Source organism: Sorangium sp. So ce375 (genome assembly GCF_051473855.1).
Classification (GTDB): Bacteria; Myxococcota_A; Polyangia; order Polyangiales; family Polyangiaceae; genus Sorangium.
In genome coordinates, this window is sequence record NZ_CP150335.1 from 2424620 (window position 1) to 2443009 (window position 18390).

An 18390-nucleotide genomic window follows, 5' to 3' on the forward strand; every position below is an offset into this window, starting at 1 on the left:
CATGTCCAAGGATCTGTTGGCAGTTTACGCGGGGAGCTTCGATCCGATCACGTTCGGTCACCTCGACCTGATCCAGCGCGCGTCGAAGCTGTTCGGCGAGGTGATCATCGCGGTCGGCCGGCATCCGACGAAGCACCCGCTCTTCACCTACTCGGAGCGCCTGGAGCTGCTGCGCCAGACAACGAGCGAGGTGACGAACGCGCGGATCGATTCCTTCGAAGGGCTCCTCATCCAGTACTGCCAGCGGGTCGGCGCGCGGGTGATCGTCCGCGGCCTGCGCGCGGCGACCGACTTCGAGTACGAGCTGCAGATCGCCCACGCGAACGCGGACATGCTGCCCGGCGTCGATACGGTCTTCCTGCCGACGCGCACCAACTACGGCTTCGTCTCCGCGTCGCTCGTGCGCGAGATCGCGAGCCACGGCGGCGACGTCAGCCACTACGCGCCCGCGGCCGTCTGCGACGCGCTCCGGGCGAAGTTCGGCGCCGCGAAGACCTGAGGCTCGCGCGCTCAGTAGGTGCCGAACGGGGTCGGCATCAACAGGAGCACGAACAAGAGCAGCGTCACCACCGCGATCGCCTTGCGCGCCGGCGACAGCTCGCCGGCCTCCGTGGGGGGGTGCTCCCGCCCACCCATGCGCAGCATCAGGTAGACGAGGCCGAACCACGTGAGCCACGGCAGCCCGTTCGCGATCGCCGAGGGGAGCGCCTCGGACAGCCCCTCCGCGATGAAGTGCCGCGTGAAATAGGCGACGTTGCCCAAGAAGAGCGCGAGCATCAGGAAGTGCGCGGCGCGGCTGTAGCGGTCCTGCTGCTTGCCGAACAACGCGTAGGCGACGTGCCCTCCGTCGAGCTGGCCGACGGGAAAGAGGTTGAGCGCCGTGATGAGCAGCCCGGCCCACCCCGCCATCGCCGTGGGGCCGAGGAAGACGTCGTGGTTCTCCGGGATCGGGCCGACCGCGAGCCGCCTCAGCAGGAGATAGAGGAGGCTGCGCCCCTCCTGGAGCGCAGGTCCGGACGAGGCGTGCACCTCCGAGCGCATGAGGCCGACGAAGAGGACCGGGAGCGCCACCACGAGGCCGGCCAGCGGGCCGGAGGCGCCGATGTCGAGCAGCGCGTTGCGCGACTTGATCCTGCCCTTCATCGAGATCACCGCGCCCATCGTGCCGAGCGGGCTCACCACGGGGAGCGGGATGAAGTAGGGGAGGGACGCCTCGACCCCGTGCGCGCGCGCTGCGAAGTAGTGCCCGAACTCGTGCGCCAGCAGGATCGACAGGAACGGCACCGCGAAGGGCCACGCCTGCGGCAGCGCCTTCACGAAGGAGAGCGCGCTGCCGTCGTCCGGCGTGATCGGGGCCCAGAGCGTGCCGGCGACGAACACCGAGACGACCGTCAGGCAGAAGAGCGCGAGGTTCTTCTTCCATCGCAGCGGAGGCGGGCGCGAAGCGGCTGGAGCGCTCAGCCCTGCGGAGCTCGTCGCCGCGGGCGCCCGCTCGGCGTCGAGGTCGAGCGTGCTCGGGGTGGAGGATCGACGATCGTCGGTCATGCGCCGCTAAGCGTGGCCGCCTCCTCGTCGCCGCTCAAGCGATCCACGCGCTCCTGCGTTCGGGGCGGGCAGCTCGCCGCCGGCGCGGCCAGGGCTCCGCGTCCCACCGATGACTTTGCGCGTCATCCCCTGCGCGCTGTCCTGCTGTGGCGTCGGCCCGGTCGGTCGAAGCGGTCGTAGCCCGAGCTCTGCTCCGCAAGTGCTGATCGCGCGCCGTGGCCGGCTGCTGGTACGGGAGCGAACCTTCTGGCTGCGCGGGGGCTGGCCAGCGCTCTTCTTCTGCGCCGCGGTGGCGTCCCTGTGCCCTTCGACAGGCGCGACTGCGCTACGATCGATCCCATGCCTCCCGCTCGCGTCGCCGCTGAAGCGCTCGTGGGCAAGCTCCTCTGCGACAGGTACCGCGTCGTGCAGCTGCTCGGCAGCGGCGGGGTCGGGCACGTCTACCTCGCGGACCGCGTCGGTAGGCCTCACGAGCCCGCGGCGTCGCGCGTCGCGGTCAAGGTCCTCCGGGCAGAGCTCCGCGACGATCCGCTGCTCGTCGCGCGGTTCGAGCGAGAGGCCGGCGCTGCGTCGCGCGTCCGTCACCCCAACGTCCTCTGCGTCGAGGCGCTCGAGCGCGCCGGCGACGCGCCGTGCTTCGCGATGGAGCTGCTCGTCGGGCTCGATCTCGCGGACACGCTGACGTTCACCCGAACGCTCGTCCCCTCTCGCGCGGTCCGGATCGCCGCCGACCTCGCCTCGGGCGTCGACGCCGCGCACCGCGCCGGCGTGATTCACCGCGACGTGAAGCCGGAGAACGTGTTCCTCGTGCACGCCGCCGATGGGCGCGAGATCGTCAAGCTGCTCGACTTCGGCTTCTCGTTCATCCAGGGCCAAGGCGCCGAAGGCGCGCTGCTGCCCCGGGTCGTCGGGACGCCGGAGTACATGGCTCCCGAGCAGGCGCAGGGCGCGCCTGCAGCGCCCGCCGCCGACGTCTACTCCCTGGGCATCGTGCTCTACGAGATGCTCGCGGGGCGTGTCCCATTTCAGGGCCCGTACCCGGCCATCGCAGAGAAGCACGGGCGCGAGCCGCTGCCGCCGCTGCACCGGGTCCACCCGGGGCTGCTCATCTCGCGCGAGCTCGACGCCGTCGTGCGCAAGGCGCTCGTGAAGGACCCCCGCGGCCGGTTCTCCTCGATGGCGGAGCTGCGGCAGGCGCTGCTCGCGACGCCCGAGGCCGGCGCCGGGACGGCGTCCCCCGTCCAGCCCGACGCCGGCGCGCCGCCGCCCCCCGGCGTCGGGCACTGGGGCACCAAACCGTGAAGCCCGCTCGCTCCGGAGCCTTCCGTCTGCCTCCCTGCGCCTCGGCTTTGCTCTCACGGCGAAGCCCTGCTAGACGGCCGTTACCATCTCTTGTTCCGGGCGACAGCCGGATCCGCTCGTCAGGCCGACACTGGCCGCGGCGAGCGAGCCGGCGCGGTTCGGGGGTCCGCGGGCGCGGGCCTCATCAGCGCGGGTCGGTTCTCCAGGGAGTACTGGAATCCCAGAATCGCGCGCCAGTCGCCCTCCACTCCCTCCAGGCTCTGCCTGGCGCTTTCTCGGTTGCTGATTATGGGTCGCGCGACCCCATCACCTGACAATGGCACAGCGGCGTTTCAAGACGCCGAACTCCCGATGTACGAGAGCCGCAGCGCCTTCGGGCCACGCGCTGGGCCCGAGGGCGAGCTCATGCCGACGGACACAGGCGCCCTCGACGAAGATCCGTTCCGCGTCGAGCTCGTCGACGAAAACATCCCCACCCCGCGCCGCTACCAGGTCGTCTTCGACGAGGCGCGGATCGATCCGGACGTCCAGAAAGTCGTGCGACGCCTCGTTCGCCATGGCTTTCAGGCCTACCTGGTAGGTGGTTGTGTGCGGGATCTGCTGCTCGACCGGCGCCCGAAGGACTTCGACGTCGCCACCAGCGCTCGGCCTGAGGAGGTCCGCGAGCTGTTCCGCAACTCGCGCATCATCGGCCGGCGGTTTCGCCTGGTGCACGTCCTCTTCCAGGGCGGGAAGGTCATCGAGGTGGCCACCTTCCGCCGCAACCCGAAAGAGGACTCCGACGACGGGAGCGAGCTGCTCATCCGCAGCGACAACGCGTTCGGCGTCGCGCACGAGGACGCGCTCCGCCGCGACTTCCGGATCAACGCGCTCTTCTACGACGTGGAGGCGCGGCAGATCCTCGACTGGGTCGGCGGCATGGAAGACGTGCGCCGCCATGTGGTCCACACGATCGGCGATCCGGAGACGCGCTTCCGCGAGGATCCGATCCGCATCCTGCGCGCGCTCAAGTTCGCTGGGCGGCTGGGCCTCGGGATCACCCCCGACGTCTACGATGCGGTCGTCTACTGCCGGGATGCGCTCGCGCTCGCGGCGCGCCCGCGCCTCTCGGAGGAGATCCTGCGCCTGCTGCGCGGCGGCCAGGCGCGCCGCACCATCTACCTCGCCTGGGAGACCGGGGTGCTCGACGTCCTCTTGCCGGAGGTCTCCGCGCTGCTCTACGACGATCGCGGCGATGACGGCCCCGGCCAGCGCCTCTGGCGCGTGCTCGACTACGTCGACCGGCGCACCGCGGCGGACAGGCCGCTCGACGACACGGTCCTCTGGACGCTCTTGCTCCTCGAGCCGATGAAGGAGGCCTGCGACGGCGTCCGCGACCGCGCCGCGGCGGTCGCCGATTTCCTCGAGCCCCTCATCGATCGGCTGGCCATCTCCCGTCGCTACGCCGACGGCATGCGGCGCATCGTCTCCGTCCTGCCGAGGCTCGCGGGCGGTCGCGCCGGCCGCTTCGCGAGGACGGACATCTTCCAGCCCGCCCTCGACGTGCTGGCCGCCGAGCTCACCGCCCGCGGAGAGTCGACGGAAGCGATCGACCGGCTGCGCTCCGTGCCGCACCCGCGGCGCCAGCACGCCGACGCCGCACAGTTCCGGCGCTGACCGGTGATCGACGTCGATGACGTCGGCGACGTCGACGACGTCGCTCGCGCCGGTCACGCCGGCGGTGCGAGCGGCGCGGTCGACGATGGCCACCGCGCGCGTCGGTGACGGCGATCGACCCGCCGGCGTGGAACATCGCCGGGGTTTCTGGTTTCATAAGAGCCCCCGATGTCCTCTCCGGTCGCGCGCCTGCGCCCTGCTGCTCCGCCGCCTCTGCCCCCGTCCAGGCGCCGGTTCGGCGGCTCGGCGCGCAGCTTGCTCGTGTTCGCGCTCGCCTGCGCCGTATCGCGGCTCGCCGACGCGCAGGCGTCGCTCCTGCACGAGTTCATCGCGCCGGATCCCGCGGAGGACGTCTCGCTCGCCACGACGACGCTCGACGGCGGGCTCCCCGCGGCGATCCAGACGCCGAGCGGCCTGGCCACGGCGCCCGACCCGCAGCGTCCGCCGTCGAACCAGCAGCAGGTCTACAGCAACGTCGGATCCGACGCCGGCCCCGACGCGTCGTACGAGCCGGATCGAGACACCCGCCGGCCGAATGTCGAGCGCTACGACGATCCGTTCTCCCCCGCGACCGCGCCGTTCAAGCGGCTGCAAGCGTATGACGCCGTGAGGGCGGACTACTCGCTCGTCGTCCGCGATCGGAGCCTGAAGACCGTCAAGGCGGACAGCGCCGTCTCGGAGGGCGACGAGGCGTTCTACGGGGACATCGCGGTCGATCTCGTGCCCAACGAGCCGGTCCGGATCCCGACGGTCGGACCGGACACGCGGCTCGTGCGGATGCACGTGAACCCCGATTCCCCGGTCGTCGTCCTGCGTGACGGCGCCGACAACTGGTTCGTGCGCGGCACGAAGAGCGCGCGCGTCCGGCTCATCGTGCAGCTCGCCATCGCCCGCGCGATCTTCGGCAGCGAGTTCGCCGACGTCGGCTGGAGCAAGCTCGAGCCTTTCCGCGCGCCGCAGGAGGCCTCCCACGAGGCGGCGTTCAGGCAGGTCGCCCAGGCGATCGGCATCTCGTCGGCGATGCGGCCGCGCGACGTCGTGCAGAAGATGGTCGAGTACTTCCGGTCGTTCGCTCCATCGGACGATCCGCCCAAGGGAAGCGGCGACATCTACCTGGATCTCGCGCTCTCCAGAAAAGGCGTCTGCCGCCACCGCGCCTTCGCGTTCCTTGTCACGGCCCTGCACATCGGGATCCCCGCGCGGATGGTCGTCAACGAGGCGCACGCCTGGGTCGAGGTCTTCGATGGCTCGCTCTGGCACCGCATCGATCTCGGGGGGGCCGCCCTCAACATGGACCAGGAGGTCGATCCGAGCCGCCCGCCCCACAGGCCGCCGCCGGATCCGTACAGCTGGCCGGAGCAGCGCGACTCGGGCCAGGATCTCGCCGACCGCACGCGCGCCGAGCAGACGCAGCAGGGGCCCGCTGGCCCAGGGGCCGGGAGCAGCGGCGCCGCCGCGCCGCCGCCTCCTCCTGCGCCCACGCCCACGAGCGACGCGGCCGAACGCGCGGCGGAGCGGACCGACGTCGTCGTGACCGCGCTGGACAAGGACATCCGCCGCGGCTTTCCCCTCCACCTCCAGGGACAGGTCAGCAGCGCGGGGGCGCCGTGCGGGCACGTGCGCGTCGACGTGATCCTGACAGGGGCCGCGGCGCCGCAAGGCACGACGGTCGGCTCGCTGTCGACCGACGACCGCGGCCGATACGACGGGGCCGTCGTCATCCCCGGCGATGTCGCGCTCGGCGAGTACGACCTCGCGGTCGTGACGCCGGGCGACGCCCGCTGCAAGGCCGGCCGCACGGAAGCCGCCGCCCCGTGAGCGACGCGCCCGCGAGCGACCTCTCCCCCCCGCGCGTCGCGGTCGGCGCCGTCGTCATCGATCGCCGGCTGGAGACGCCGCGCGTGCTCGTCGTCAAGCGCGCTCGTCCTCCCCTCGAGGGCTCCTGGTCGCTCCCGGGTGGGCGCGTGGAGCCCGGAGAGCGGCTCGCCGACGCCGTCGCCCGCGAGATCCGTGAAGAGACCGGCCTCGAGGTCCGCGTAGGCCCCCTCGTGGAGGTCGTGGAGATCGTGGCGACTCCCTATCATTATGTGATCCTCGATTATCTGTGCGAGTCGATCGGAGGCGCCCTCTCTCCAGGAGACGACGCTTCCGAGGTGGCCCTCGCGCCTGTCCCCGAGCTGCCGGCTTACGGTCTCACCGACGTCGCGCTCCGCGTGATCCACAGGGCCCTGGCAATGGCGGCCGCCGGCTGAAGCAGCGCGATCCAGGGAGCGCCCGACTTGGCGCGGCCAGGGCAGAGGTGGGATGTCGCAGGGAGAGCGACTCTCCAAATCGCACTTGTTACGTCGGACAGTGATGGTGTGATTTTTCTGTCCTGCCACTCACGACACTCGCCGGCGGCAGCGCTAGGTTAGATGTGGGTGTCGGGGTGAGCGCTGGTTCGGCGATCGTGAGGGGGTTGGTGGTCGTCGCTGTGGCGACCCTTGTCTCTTCGCCTCTGTGCTTCGCGCTGCCTTGCAACGACGGCGCTGGCCTGTTCGCGCTGCCCGCGCCGCGCGCCTCACGCGTGTTGCGCGCCGCCGCGCCTCCCACCGTGCCTGAGCGCTCGGGCTGGCTCCCGGCGCGGGTCGCGCGCGCTCTCTCCAGGACCGTCGCGAGGGTGGCAGGTTCGGGCATCGCTCCGATGTTCCTGGGCATGCACGGTATCGGTGTGACCGTGTCCGGCGAAATGTGATGAACGCGGCTACTGTGGCTGCCATACGCGTTGCGCTGGTCCGCTGAGCGATTGCGCGTCGCACGCTGAACGAACGCTGGTCGCGCCCGTCGGCTCGAATTCGCGCACTGTGGTGGGCGCGTGGTGACCGCGCGATGACCGCAGAGTCTGGATTGCGGCGCTTCTGGAGACATCGTAGACCGGGGAGTCTATGAGCTCGACGCGGAGAGCGAGGAAGGAGGAGCAGAAGGAGGAGCGGCGGCGGTTCATCATCGACGCAGCCTGGCAGCTGTTCCAGGAGACCCCCTATTCCGAGGTCACCATGGCTCAGGTCGCGGAGCGCACCCGGCTCGCAAAGGGCACGCTCTACCTCTATTTCACCACGAAAGAGGAGCTCTTTCTCGCGGTCGTCGATCAAGAGCTCGCGAAGTGGTTCCACGATGTGGATATCCATCTGACGCATTTCTGCGCCTCCCGCGGCGAGGCGAGCGCGGCGCGCCCTCGGCCCCGCCGCGGCGCGCCCGCGGCGCCTGCCGAGGACGCCGCGGCGAGCGTCGCCTCGATCCTGTCGACGACCCTCGCCGCGCGCGACGCGATGACGCGCTTGCTCGGCATCCTCCACAGCGTCCTCGAGCAGAACGTCAGCTACGAGGCCGCCCTCCGCTTCAAGCTCTCCCTCCTCGGTCACATCGAGCGCACCGGGGTGCTGCTCGAGCGGTGTCTGCCCTCGCTCGCTCCCGGTGAGGGCGGCCCGACCCTCATCCGGATGTACGCCTTGCTCATCGGGATGCGCCAGGTGTGCGATCCCAGCGACGTGATCCGCGATATCCGCAGCCGGCCCGATATGGGCCTCTTCCGGATCAACTTCGGCGAGGAGATCCGGGCGTCGTTCGCGCTCCTCCTGAGCGGCGGGAGCGCGCCGGCGCTCGCGTCCGAGCGGCTCGGCGCCCCTGTCCTTCGCGGCATCGGCTCAGCGGAGCGGCGCCGCCCGGAGGGGTGAGGGGCGCGCGTTCACCATGGATCCCGCGCCGACATCGGCGGCAGGTGATCGGCGAACGGCTGGTTGAGGATGCGGGCGATGACGGACTTCCACGTCGTCGCGTCGTTCTCGAAGTCCTCGTGCCGTCGCGCCTCGGAGCCGTGGGGAGGGGGCCTCGTGTTGGGCCCCTTGATCCACTCGGCCCTGGGGAACACGATAGGCCGCTCGTCCTTGGCCTCCGTGAGGAGCGAAAGGACGTCGACGTTCTCCGGATCGAGGAGCCCCGCCTCCATGCCGAGCAGCGACACGCCGCTCGTGCCGGGTACCCGGGGACGCCGCTCGAGGGCGTTCGACGCCAGGTAGAGGAGCGACCTGCCGTACACCTCGCAGTGGTCCTGGAGCTCCGCTTCGTCCGTGAGCGTGAACAGGGCGAACCGGCGCACCATGCCGCTCTTGATCGGCGGCATGTACGTGTCGCGGAACGCGTCGATGGCGCTCGCCGGCGCGAGCAGGGAGAGCGACTCGATGGGGAGCCCGAGCCCGAGCTGACCTCGCATCGGACCGCCCTCGATCCTCCTGCCCTTCTCCGAGGTGATCAGCTGGACGAGCGGCGCGAGCACGAACGTGCCGCTCGAGTGGGCGACCAGGTGGAGCTCGATCCTCGGATCGCTGTCCATCAGCGACGCGAGGCGGCCGATCATCTCGCGGACGCCGCCGTGGTCGGTGTCCATCGTCGCGTCGCCCGCGGCGAGCTTCATGCGGTCCCACTCGGCCTTGCCGCCCATGCGGCGGACGAGCGGCTCGAGGGCGTCGTCGCGCCGATCGATCATGAACCCGAACGCCCTGGGATCGTAGCCGTCGTGGCGCCGGCCCTCCGTGGCGCGATGGAGGATCTCGAGGAGGCGCGGGTAGTGGTCGGTCTCCCAGAGGATCTCGATGGGGTAGATCTCGTGCCCGAGCAGCTTCGGCCGGAGGCGCGACATCCGGTTGATCGCGTCGATCTGCCGGCGCAGCCCGCCGCCCACGACCAAGACGAGCCGCCGGCGCTTCCAGGTCTCGGTCGCGCTGAGGAAATCCTCTTCCATGATGATGCGGACGTCCTCCGACGACGTGCCGTAGGCTCCGCGCTGCTGGAGCTGGCCGTGCATGTCGACGCTGATGAGGTGGGGTCGCAGGCTGGCGAACGTCCGGCTGGTGGACGTGAGGGGGCGGAGCGAGCGCGGCTGGTTCAGGCGGATCGGGACGCCGAGCCGCCCGACCCACGCGTCGAAGCCGTATTGGAGCCAGTCGTCGTAACAGAGTCGACCGAAGCCGCTCTTGCCCCAGCCGACACCCCACGAGTTCTGGATCCAGAAGCCCTCCGCGTCATATCCGACGATCGCGAACGCATGACCGCCCCAGGGCGCGATGAAGGGGTTCGTTTTGTCGACCGGCGGGATGATGCCGTTCTTCTGGATCCCGTAATACCAGCCGTTGAACGGGATCAGCGCCGAGGCCGCGATGACCCCGACCTCCGCGAGGGCGGTGTGCATCGCCGGGAGGTCTCTGTGGTTCACCCGTTGATACAGGCCGAGCGGCCGGAGCATCGCGTCCGCCGCGCGCTCCGGCGTGAGCGTGCCGTGGAGATCGTTCGCGTCCCACGGCCAGCGCTCGTAGGAGCAAATACCGTGTTTGTGCCAGCCCTTCATCGCGCCCCTCAGGCTGGATCCTCTCGCGTCGTCCTCGCCGGGGTACTCGTCGTAACGGCGCGCCATCGTGTACACCATGTTCTGGCTCACGAGCCCGCGGTCCGGGGAGACCCTGCGCTTGCGCAGCAGGTAGTGCGCCACGGTGGCGACCGTGAAGCCGGTGCAGCCGTTGTTCCTGCCCTGGTCGAGCACGGGCACGCCGCACTCCATGAAGTGCTCCGGGGGCATGATCGGAGGCACTTCCACCATCGTGGGGCGATAGAGGGTATCCCTGAAATCGAGGACGTCAGCGCGCGCGTCGGTCGTGATATCCCCGTGACGCCCAGCGAAACGCTCGGAATCGATCATGGTCTCTGATCTCGTGGAGTCGCCGAGTGTCGCACGGGCGGGGCGCGGGGCAAAGTCGGCCGGACCCGCCGCCTCGGACGAGGCTGCCCGTGCTAGCGTCGCCCGAGGCGGCGCCGCCTGCGCCGGCCGGAGGTGGGATGAGCGAGGATAGCCGCGCAGGGGGAGGCGAGGGCGCGCAGGGCGCCATCATCAAGGCGTCGCTCGAGGCCGAGGTGTTGCGGCGGTTCGCGTCGTTCCGGGCCCGGCTCGGGAGCGAGCTCGGGGCGTTGTTCGATGAGCTCGCCGCGCGCCTCCGGCTGTTCGAGGGCGAGCCAGGCGAGGGGTACTTCTCGCACCCGATGGCGCTCCCCGTGCTCGATCTGCCGCTCTGGGTCGCGACGCGTGCCGCCGGGCCGGAGCCCGCGCACGACGCAGGATCGCCGGCGCTGCCGCCGCTCGCCGTCGACCTCGCCGAGGCGGCCGCCTTCGGGTACCTGCACGTCCGGATCGAAGACGACTTGCTGGACGAAGGGGTGGGGGAACCCGGAGCGGCCGTGCTCCTGTCCGGGGCGCTGTTCGCTCGCCATCAGGCGCTTCTCGCCCGTTCGCTGCCTCCTGGGAGCGCGTTCTGGGGCCTCTTCGAAGAGGTCTGGCTCGGGTACGGCGAGGCGATGCTCCTCGAACGGCGGCTCCACCGGGGCGCAGGCCCGCGCGACGTCGCCGCGTTCCGGCGGGTGCTCGCTCGCTCGCGCCCGCTCGTGCTCCCGGCTGCCGCGGCCCTGTTCGCGCTCTCCCAGGCGGAGCACCTCGCCGCCCTCGAGGAGTTCGTTTCCGCTCTCGTTGCAGCGCACCAGCTGTTCGCGGACCTGCTGCACGCAGAGAAGGATCGTGGTTTCGGCAACACGACCTATGTACTTTCCCGTCTCTGGGCGCTGGATGAAACGAAGGACGCAGCGCCGGCGGGCGGTGCTGTCGTCTCCGACAGCGGCCCCTGTCGCGATCCGGAGGTTCGCGGCGCGCTCGCCCTGCGCGCGCGGCTGTTCGTGCGCGGCGGATTCGACGCCATCCTGGAGGAGGCGCGTTGTGAGCTCGCTCGCGCCCAGGTCGCCGCCGGGGCCCTCGGGCTACCGGAGGCCGCGCGTTTCTGCAGGGAGCGCGAGCAGTACATGGTCGCGATCCAGCGGCGGGTATTCCTCGCGTTCTTCAGCGCGCTCGCAGGCGATCCCGTCGTCGCGCCGCGATGAGACGAACCGATTGCCGTGCGCGGGCGCGACATCCGGCGCGGACGCGCGGGACGCTCCTGCTTGTACTTGCTAGCCGTTTGGAGGTCTCCTAGCCTCCGGAGCGAGAAAGCGAGGGGTCATGACGCCGAAGAAATCAGAGGCAGAGCTCATCGGTCGTGCCGTCGTTGATTCGAGCTTCCGCAAGCAGCTCCTTGCCGACCCCGAGCGCACCATCCACGCGGAGGGATACGACGTCGGATCGGAGACGCTCCAGCGCATCCGGGATGCCGCGACCTCGACACCCGAAGCGGTCGACGCGGCCATCGCGGCCGCGGCGCGTGATGGCGGAGTCGGTATGTGACGTTGTCCCCTGCTGGAGGGGTGGCCGCCGCCTGGCCATGGCTCGACCCGGGGGACAGGGCTGTGTGCGAGCGCGCCTTGTCGGCGCTCTCGTCAGGGAGGGCGCTCCAGCGCGGTGACGCGGCGTGGGGAGCGCTCGCGATCGAGCGCGGCGTGGGCACGCCGCCGGGGTACAGCATCCCGTGGGCCAGCTGGGCGCTGCGGCTCTGCGGGCGGGCGTCTGCGCCCGACGCGGCCGCAGACGCCGCCGTGGCGGTCGCCGCGGTGGCCGCCGGGGGCATCGAAGGCGCTCCGGACGCGCTCGCGCGGGGCGCGCTCGCCGCGCGTCTCCTCGCGCAGCACGCGGACGACGCGCGCGTGCACGGGTGGCTCCTGGGCCTGGCCGAGCTGGCGGAGGCTTCATGGCGCGAGAACCCGGTGATCGAGCTCGACGGCTCCGGCGCCATGGCGGCGCCCACCGCCGCCGGTGCGCGCGAGGCGGTCGCCCTCTGGACGGCGCCCGCGCTCGTCGCAGGCGACGATCTCGCGCCCGCCCGGCGCTTCGGAGAGGCCGTGGCCGAGCCGATCTGGCTGCTGGACGGGCTCGTGCGCCTCTGGATCGAGCCGAGCGCGCCTGATCTCGCCGCGCCGACGCTCACGCCGCTCTTCGCGCTCTGGCTGCGCGACGCGGGGCTCGCTCCTGCGCTGCTCCGCGCCCTCTCGGGCGAGCGCGCGTCCCCCGTGCGCCGCGGCGAGATCCACGGCTTGCTCGCGGCCCGCCCGTACCGCGCCGCGCTCGCCGCGCGCATGCGGGAGACGCTCGCGTCGGCCCGTGAGATCGTGGCCGCCTCCCCTCGAACGAGCCCGAGCGCGCGCGGGCTCGCCGAAGCGCAGCGCGAGTTCCTCGACGCGCTCGGCGAGCGCCTCCGCTTCTTCGAGGGGCTGATGTCCTTCCGCGATCTCCTCGGCGCCGGCGCGGCGCTCGGGCCGCCGCGCGCGCAGGGCGAGCCGGCGCCGCCCGATGACGCGCGCGCGGATCGGCAGGCGGCGGTCGCGTTCCTCCTGGACGCCGCGCCGTGGCGCGAGTCCTGGGAAGTGCAGCGCTTCGGCGTGCTCGGATCGAGCGAGCAGCCGATCGGGCATTGGTTCGTCCGGGCGACGATCCTGAGAGCGCTGCTCGAGATCGGCGAGGTCGCCCGCGACGTCCGCGCCGACGCCGCGGCGTTGCTCGATGAGATCCCGGCCGGAGAGCTCCGCTACTTCGGCGCGTTTCGCGACCTTCCGCCGGACGGCGACCTCCTCGGCATCATGCTCGAGCTTGTCGCCGAGACGGGCGCCGCAAAGGAGCGGGCGGAGTCGTGGATCGAGGTCATGCTAGCCAACGTGGGTGAGGACGGCGGCGTCCCGACCTGGTTCTACCGCGGGCCCGCGGGGCCGACCACGCCGGGCGCGGCGTGGGCCGGCGACGACTGCGCGGCCGTCCGGCTGAATTTGCTCGTGGGCCTGCTCTCGTTCGATGCCGAGCGGTTCGCGCGGCTCGTCGACGCGAACGCGCGGCGCGTGCTCGACGCCGCCTCGGAGCGCGGCATCGAGGGCGCTTGCTTCTACGATGCCTCGTACACGGACCTCGCGTTCCTCCGCTTCGCGCGGCTCTACCGGGAGAGGGCGCGGGGCGCGCGCTGGGCCGACGAGGTCGCGGCGGTCGAGGCCGCGACGCTGTCGCGGATGCTCCGATCACAGCGGCTCGACGGCGGCTTCGGGACGCCGCTCTGCACGGCCGCGTGCATCGAGGGGGCGGCGATGAGGCAGCGGCCCGATCCGCTGCTCCTCACGCGAGGGCTGCGCTTCCTCGGCGAGCGCCAGCTCGTGGACGGCTCTTGGCCTGCGGAGCCGCTCTACCGGGTGCCCATGAAGCGCGGTCGCGAGGGGCACCACCAGGGTAGAGCGCTGACGACCGCGCTCTGCGCGCGTGGGTTCGCCGCGGCGTGGTCTCGGCTGCGGCGCGGAGGGGAGCGGCGCACATGAGCATCGAGAAGTCGCCCGAGATCGTGCGGATCCTGGAGGCGCAGGAGATGCGCGGGGAGCAGATCGTGAACCACATCCGGTTCGCGTTTGCGCTGCTCAGCGCCGCCACGTTCATGCACGTGTGGACGATCAACACGCCGGGCGCCAACCGGATCTTCGCGATCCTGAACGGCGGGTACCTCGCCTACTCGCTCGTGCTCTACGCGTTCTTCCGGCTGCGCCCCGGCATCTACGTGGGCTGGCTCAAGTACGTGAGCATCTTCGTCGACCTCGCGCTCCTCACGCTCACGTCCCTGGGGACGGCGAGGAATCACTCGGGGATCATCGAGTACTTCACGAGCTACCTGGCGACCGTCTACGTGCTCTGGAACCTGATGTCGGGCTTCCGCTACAGCCTCGCGGCGTGCCTGTACTCGGCGGGGCTGTCGGCCCTCTTCAACTCCGTCGTGCTCGCCGTCACGGTCGGCTCCGGCGCGGTCCCGATCAGCCCGGTGTCCGTCTACGGGAAGAACGCCATCAACATCGCGGACCAGTGCCAGCAGATCCTCTTCATCGCGCTGCCCGGCGTCGTCGCCGGCATCATCGCGCGGATGTCGCGCAACCTGCTCCTCCGGGCCGCGGTCGAGTCCATGGCCCGCGTCCGGCTCGAGCGCGAGAAGCAGGAGCTCGGCCGGTATCTATCGAAGGACCTCGTCGACTTCGTCCTGTCCGATCCGAGGCGGCTCAAGCTGGGCGGCACGCGCCGGCACGTCTCGGTGATGTTCACCGACATCCGCAACTTCACCCCGCTCACCGAGTCCGTCGAGCCCGAGGCCGTGGTCTCGTTCCTGAACGAGTACTTCACGGAGATGGTCGACATCGTGTTCCGCTACGGGGGCACCCTCGACAAGTACATCGGCGACGGCCTGATGGCGGTCTTCGGCGCGCCGCTCTCTGTCGAGGACGCGCCGAAGCGCGCCGTGATCGCGGCGATCGAGATGGTGCAGGCGCTCGAGCGGATGAACGAGCGGAAGCTCCTCGGCGGCGAGATCAAGATGGGCGTCGGGATCGCGACCGGCACCGTCATCTCCGGCAACATCGGATCGCTCCAGCGCATGGAATACACCTGCATCGGGGATACGGTAAACACGGCCTCGCGCCTCGAGCAGTTCAACAAGGAGCTCGGCTCCAAGATCATCATCTGCCAGACGACGTACGCGACCCTCGACGACTGCGTCCCGGCGCAGCCGACCGGCGCGCTGAGCATCCGAGGCAAGAGCCGCCAGGTCCACCCCTACATCGTGGATCACATGGATCTCTCTCCGGCGCGCCTGGGTGAGCTGCGGAGAGAGCTCCTCTCGCGGGCCCGCCCCCTGGAATCGATGCCGCCGCGGGCGCCGGCCGCCCTGCACGGCAAGGAGCGCGACGGAGCGCGTTAGCCCGGCGGGCGTCCTGGCCCCCGGCGCCGCTCGATCGAGATCGCCGGCCGGCGGAGCGTCGCGCGTCGACGGCTCGTCGGGGGGCGCGCGCGGCTTGCGCGGTGAAGTGGCCGAGATCAGCCGTGCGCGCGGAGCGCGGCGCTGGAGCCTGGCGGAGCGCTGCGCGATCGGGGCGAGGGCGTCACGAGGGCGTGGCGCGGAAGCGCCGGACCCGCGCCGAGCCGGGGCCGCCGTCCTGCGTCGACAGGCCGAGCGCCGTGCGCGCCGGCGCGTGGAGGCGCTGGAGGACGCGATCGAGCAGGCGGAGCGCGCCGTCGCTCATCTTCACGCCGCGCGGCGAGCGGTAGCCGAACGCGACGCCGTCCACGACCTTGTAGGCGTTCTCCGTGGGCGAGGCGGGGCGCATCTCGACGACCAGCGCGCCGTCGCGCGTCTTCATGATGACGACGATCTCGCCCGGGCGCGCCGAGGCCTCCACGAACGTCCACCCGCCGGAGGTCGCCTCCTTGATCCCGAGCTCGAGCACGCGCTGCAGGTCCTGCCCCGCCGGCGCGAGCGTCGTCGCGCCTTCGACGCGGATCTCGCCGCCCGGCGGGACCACGCCGCTGCCGAGCGGCATCGCGGGCCGCCGCATCTCGCGAGGCCCGGGGAACGACCACATGTCCGGCGTGATCTCGCCGCCTTCGCGGTACGCCATCTCGATGAGGCGGCTGCGCTCGCGAGAGAGCGCGTCCTCGGACCAGCCGAGGCAGGATCGCATCATCAGCGTGAAGGGGTCGAAGCGGAGCTCGAACGAGGCGGGCGCGCGGACCATGAGGTCGTCCGGAAGGACGAGGCTGTGGAAGATGCGGACCTTGCACGGGAGCTCCCGCGCGCGCTCGAGCGTGCGCCGGAACGTGACGGGACCGTCGCCCGGTAGGCCGAGGAGGATGTCCACCTCGATGTCCGTGAACGTCGAGAGCTCCTCGATCACCTTCGCGAACTTCGACTCCCTGAACGGGCGCTGGGTGCCGTCGCCCGTCTCCTTGTTGAGCGGCGGCAGCCGCGCGTCGAGCGACACGCGCGCGACGCCGCGGAGGAACTCGAGGTGCTCGTCGTGCACGTGCTCAGGATCGATCGACGCCATCAGCGCCGCTTGCTTGAAGAAGCCGACCTGCTTCTCCGCGGCCACGAGGTTCCGGAACGCCTCCGCGCTCAGGTTGAGCGGGGCGTCGACGATCTGCGCGCCCGGCGCGCCGGCGGCGCGGAGCGCGCTCAGCTCCTCGACGAGGTAGGCCTCGGAGAAGACGCCGGCGCCAGCGTCGCCCGTGGAGACGCCGCACGTCGCGCAGCTCATGGCGCCGCCGCGGCAGATCTCGAGCGGGACAATGCGATCGGTCGGGAGCAGCTTCATCCGGATGGGCGAGGGGAGCTCGTCGGGCGCCACGTAGGGCGGCTCGCCCGTCGAGGCCCAGACGCCGGCCGTGGCGACGTGCAGCCCTGGCACGGCGCGCAGCGCCTCGGGGGAGCGCTCGCTCAGCCGGACGATGTTCCGGAACGTGAGCTCGTTGCCGTGCACGAGGGCGTCGATGCAGGCGGCGGCGTCGCGCCAGGGCGCGAGCGCGAACATCGCGGGGCGCGCGAGGGGCCCGCTGAGGACGATCGTGCGCCCCGCCCGGTTGCGCTGCAGGTGGCGCGCGACCTCGATGAACGTGGGAAAGGACCAGACGTGCGCGGCGAGGGCGACCACGTCCGCGTCCACGGTCTCGACCTCCGCGACCCACGCGTCGAGGTCCCTCGTCTGCGCGTCGATCACGTGGATCGGCACGCCGGCGAGCTCCGGATCGGCGAGCAAGGAGGCCTCGACACGACGGACTCCATGGCTGGACGGCGCTCCCCCACCGTCCGGCATGGTTGGCTCCATCGCGAGCAGCGCGACGCGGCGTTCGCCAGGCATCCATGAGAGTCTACCAGGGGGACTCCCCTGTGGGGGAGTCCGTTCTCGCTCTCTGTCTGCTCGCACTCCCTGTCGTCCCCCCGGTCGGTTCCTTGCGGTCGGTTGCCGCCGTTGCGTCGGTTGCGCCGGTTGCCTCGGTTGCGTCGGTTGCGCCCGAGGTTGCTCCTTCTGCCCGGAGTTGCATCCGGCGCGCAGTCGGGCTTTCATACTGCCCTGGGCGGGAGAGGGGGACGGAACGTACCGGACCGGCGGACAGCGGCGGACTGTCGGGCTGCGCACTTCGTGTCGCGGTCGTGGGTGTGGCGCACCGCGGCGAGCGCTCCGGTGTGTTCGAGCCATCGGTCATACCGGGTGCGTCAACGGAGGTTGCCTGCGCGCCGCTGGCTTCTGGCCAGTGGAGGCTCGGGCGGCCTCGCGCGCCGATGCTTTTCTCCCCCCAGCGTGGGGAGGAGAGGGAACGCTGCCCTGGCGAGCGACGCCCGCTGCCAAAGAAAGCCGAGGGGAGCCATGTGTGGCAAGCACGTGATCCTGGTTGCGGAGGACGACGTCGACACCGCGACAATGCTGGAGGAGCTCCTGACCCTGGAGGGGTACGAGGTCGAGCTGACCGCGACCGCGCGCGCGGTGCTCGACGCGCTCGCGGAGCGGCGCTTCCACGCGGTCCTCCTCGACCTGACGATGCCGGGCATGACGACGGATCGCTTCGTCTCCGAGATTGAGGGCCTCGGCACCCCTTCGCCCCTCATGATCTTCTCAGCCCGGCTGCCCCACGAGATGCAGGCGATCGCCGAGCGTTTGCATGCGGCCGCGCTCATCCCGAAGCCGGTGGACATCGACGTGCTCCTGGGCACCCTCTCGAAGGTGGTGCTCGGCTCCCCCGATATCGACGGTTGACGCTGCCCGTTCGGCCCATGGCGCGAGTCCCTCGGGCCGTCGTTCCGGCGGACGCTGCGCTGCTGCGTCCCTCGGCGCCGGTGGTAGGATCGCTGCTCATGACGTGGTGGATCGCGACCGAGCCGCGCTGCGCTCACCCTGGCTGGCCGCAGATCGGACACAGAGCGGCTTCGCGGGAGCGTCACCGTGCTGTAACATCGGGCTCGACCGCCGACGGTGGACCGCCACGATGCGTACGCCCGAACCCTCCAACATCGACCTCGCGCGGCTGCATGGCCGCACGGGCGACGCGGGAGCGGGCTCCGCTCTAAGGCGCCTTCGCGGCGCTGATTGCGCTGATTGCCC

The 18390-nt window shown here is 71.2% G+C and carries 14 protein-coding genes; 11 read left to right on the forward strand and 3 right to left on the reverse strand.

Annotation, left to right across the window (positions count from 1 at the left end):
• The first annotated feature begins 1 nt into the window (after position 1).
• Positions 2-499 (forward strand): pantetheine-phosphate adenylyltransferase, encoded by a 498-nt coding sequence (coaD, locus tag WME90_RS09310; protein ID WP_437280729.1) that lies wholly within the window; start codon positions 2-4, stop codon positions 497-499.
• Positions 500-510: 11 nt separating this feature from the next.
• Here coaD and WME90_RS09315 read toward each other — a convergent pair whose 3' ends face one another.
• The gene (locus tag WME90_RS09315) at positions 511-1545 is read right to left on the reverse strand and encodes a site-2 protease family protein (RefSeq protein ID WP_437280730.1); all 1035 of its coding nucleotides are present in this window, start codon (positions 1543-1545) and stop codon (positions 511-513) included.
• Positions 1546-1884: 339 nt separating this feature from the next.
• On the opposite strand from WME90_RS09315, the gene WME90_RS09320 reads away from it, so the two are divergent.
• The 5 genes from WME90_RS09320 to WME90_RS09340 all read left to right on the forward strand — a co-directional run bounded on the left by WME90_RS09320 (position 1885) and on the right by WME90_RS09340 (position 8216).
• Complete coding sequence (locus WME90_RS09320) at positions 1885-2847, forward strand: serine/threonine-protein kinase (protein ID WP_437280731.1); 963 nt, start codon at positions 1885-1887, stop codon at positions 2845-2847.
• A gap of 405 nt (positions 2848-3252) precedes the next feature.
• Positions 3253-4503, forward strand: a complete 1251-nt coding sequence (gene pcnB, locus WME90_RS09325; protein ID WP_437280732.1) for a polynucleotide adenylyltransferase PcnB — start codon at positions 3253-3255, stop codon at positions 4501-4503.
• 168 nt (positions 4504-4671) lie between these two features.
• The gene (locus tag WME90_RS09330; protein ID WP_437280733.1) at positions 4672-6321 is read left to right on the forward strand and encodes a transglutaminase-like domain-containing protein; all 1650 of its coding nucleotides are present in this window, start codon (positions 4672-4674) and stop codon (positions 6319-6321) included.
• Entirely contained in the window at positions 6318-6755 is a 438-nt protein-coding gene (locus tag WME90_RS09335; RefSeq protein WP_437280734.1) for an NUDIX hydrolase, read from the forward strand. The genes WME90_RS09330 and WME90_RS09335 overlap by 4 nt, the downstream gene beginning before the upstream one ends.
• Positions 6756-7427: 672 nt before the next feature.
• Positions 7428-8216, forward strand: coding sequence for a TetR/AcrR family transcriptional regulator (locus WME90_RS09340; RefSeq protein ID WP_437280735.1), 789 nt, complete (start codon positions 7428-7430; stop codon positions 8214-8216).
• An 11-nt stretch (positions 8217-8227) separates the two neighbouring features.
• Here WME90_RS09340 and WME90_RS09345 read toward each other — a convergent pair whose 3' ends face one another.
• Positions 8228-10231 carry a C1 family peptidase gene (locus tag WME90_RS09345; RefSeq protein ID WP_437280736.1) on the reverse strand — a complete coding sequence of 668 codons (2004 nt, stop codon included), beginning with the start codon at positions 10229-10231 and terminating at the stop codon, positions 8228-8230.
• Positions 10232-10320: 89 nt separating this feature from the next.
• Between WME90_RS09345 and WME90_RS09350 the strand changes: the two genes are divergently transcribed.
• From WME90_RS09350 to WME90_RS09365, 4 genes are all read left to right on the forward strand, one after another.
• Positions 10321-11454, forward strand: coding sequence for a geranylgeranyl pyrophosphate synthase (locus tag WME90_RS09350; RefSeq protein ID WP_437280737.1), 1134 nt, complete (start codon positions 10321-10323; stop codon positions 11452-11454).
• A 118-nt stretch (positions 11455-11572) separates the two neighbouring features.
• Positions 11573-11794 carry a Franean1_4349 family RiPP gene (locus tag WME90_RS09355; RefSeq protein WP_437280738.1) on the forward strand — a complete coding sequence of 74 codons (222 nt, stop codon included), beginning with the start codon at positions 11573-11575 and terminating at the stop codon, positions 11792-11794.
• On the forward strand, positions 11791-13797 hold the full coding sequence (locus tag WME90_RS09360) for a hypothetical protein (protein WP_437280739.1): 2007 nt from the start codon (positions 11791-11793) through the stop codon (positions 13795-13797). The genes WME90_RS09355 and WME90_RS09360 overlap by 4 nt, the downstream gene beginning before the upstream one ends.
• On the forward strand, positions 13794-15215 hold the full coding sequence (locus WME90_RS09365) for an adenylate/guanylate cyclase domain-containing protein (protein WP_437280740.1): 1422 nt from the start codon (positions 13794-13796) through the stop codon (positions 15213-15215). Before WME90_RS09360 ends, WME90_RS09365 begins: the two co-directional genes overlap by 4 nt.
• A 181-nt stretch (positions 15216-15396) precedes the next feature.
• Here WME90_RS09365 and WME90_RS09370 read toward each other — a convergent pair whose 3' ends face one another.
• The gene (locus WME90_RS09370) at positions 15397-17151 is read right to left on the reverse strand and encodes an oxidoreductase (RefSeq protein WP_437280741.1); all 1755 of its coding nucleotides are present in this window, start codon (positions 17149-17151) and stop codon (positions 15397-15399) included.
• A gap of 507 nt (positions 17152-17658) precedes the next feature.
• On the opposite strand from WME90_RS09370, the gene WME90_RS09375 reads away from it, so the two are divergent.
• Complete coding sequence (locus WME90_RS09375) at positions 17659-18045, forward strand: response regulator (RefSeq protein ID WP_437280742.1); 387 nt, start codon at positions 17659-17661, stop codon at positions 18043-18045.
• Positions 18046-18390: the final 345 nt, after the last annotated feature.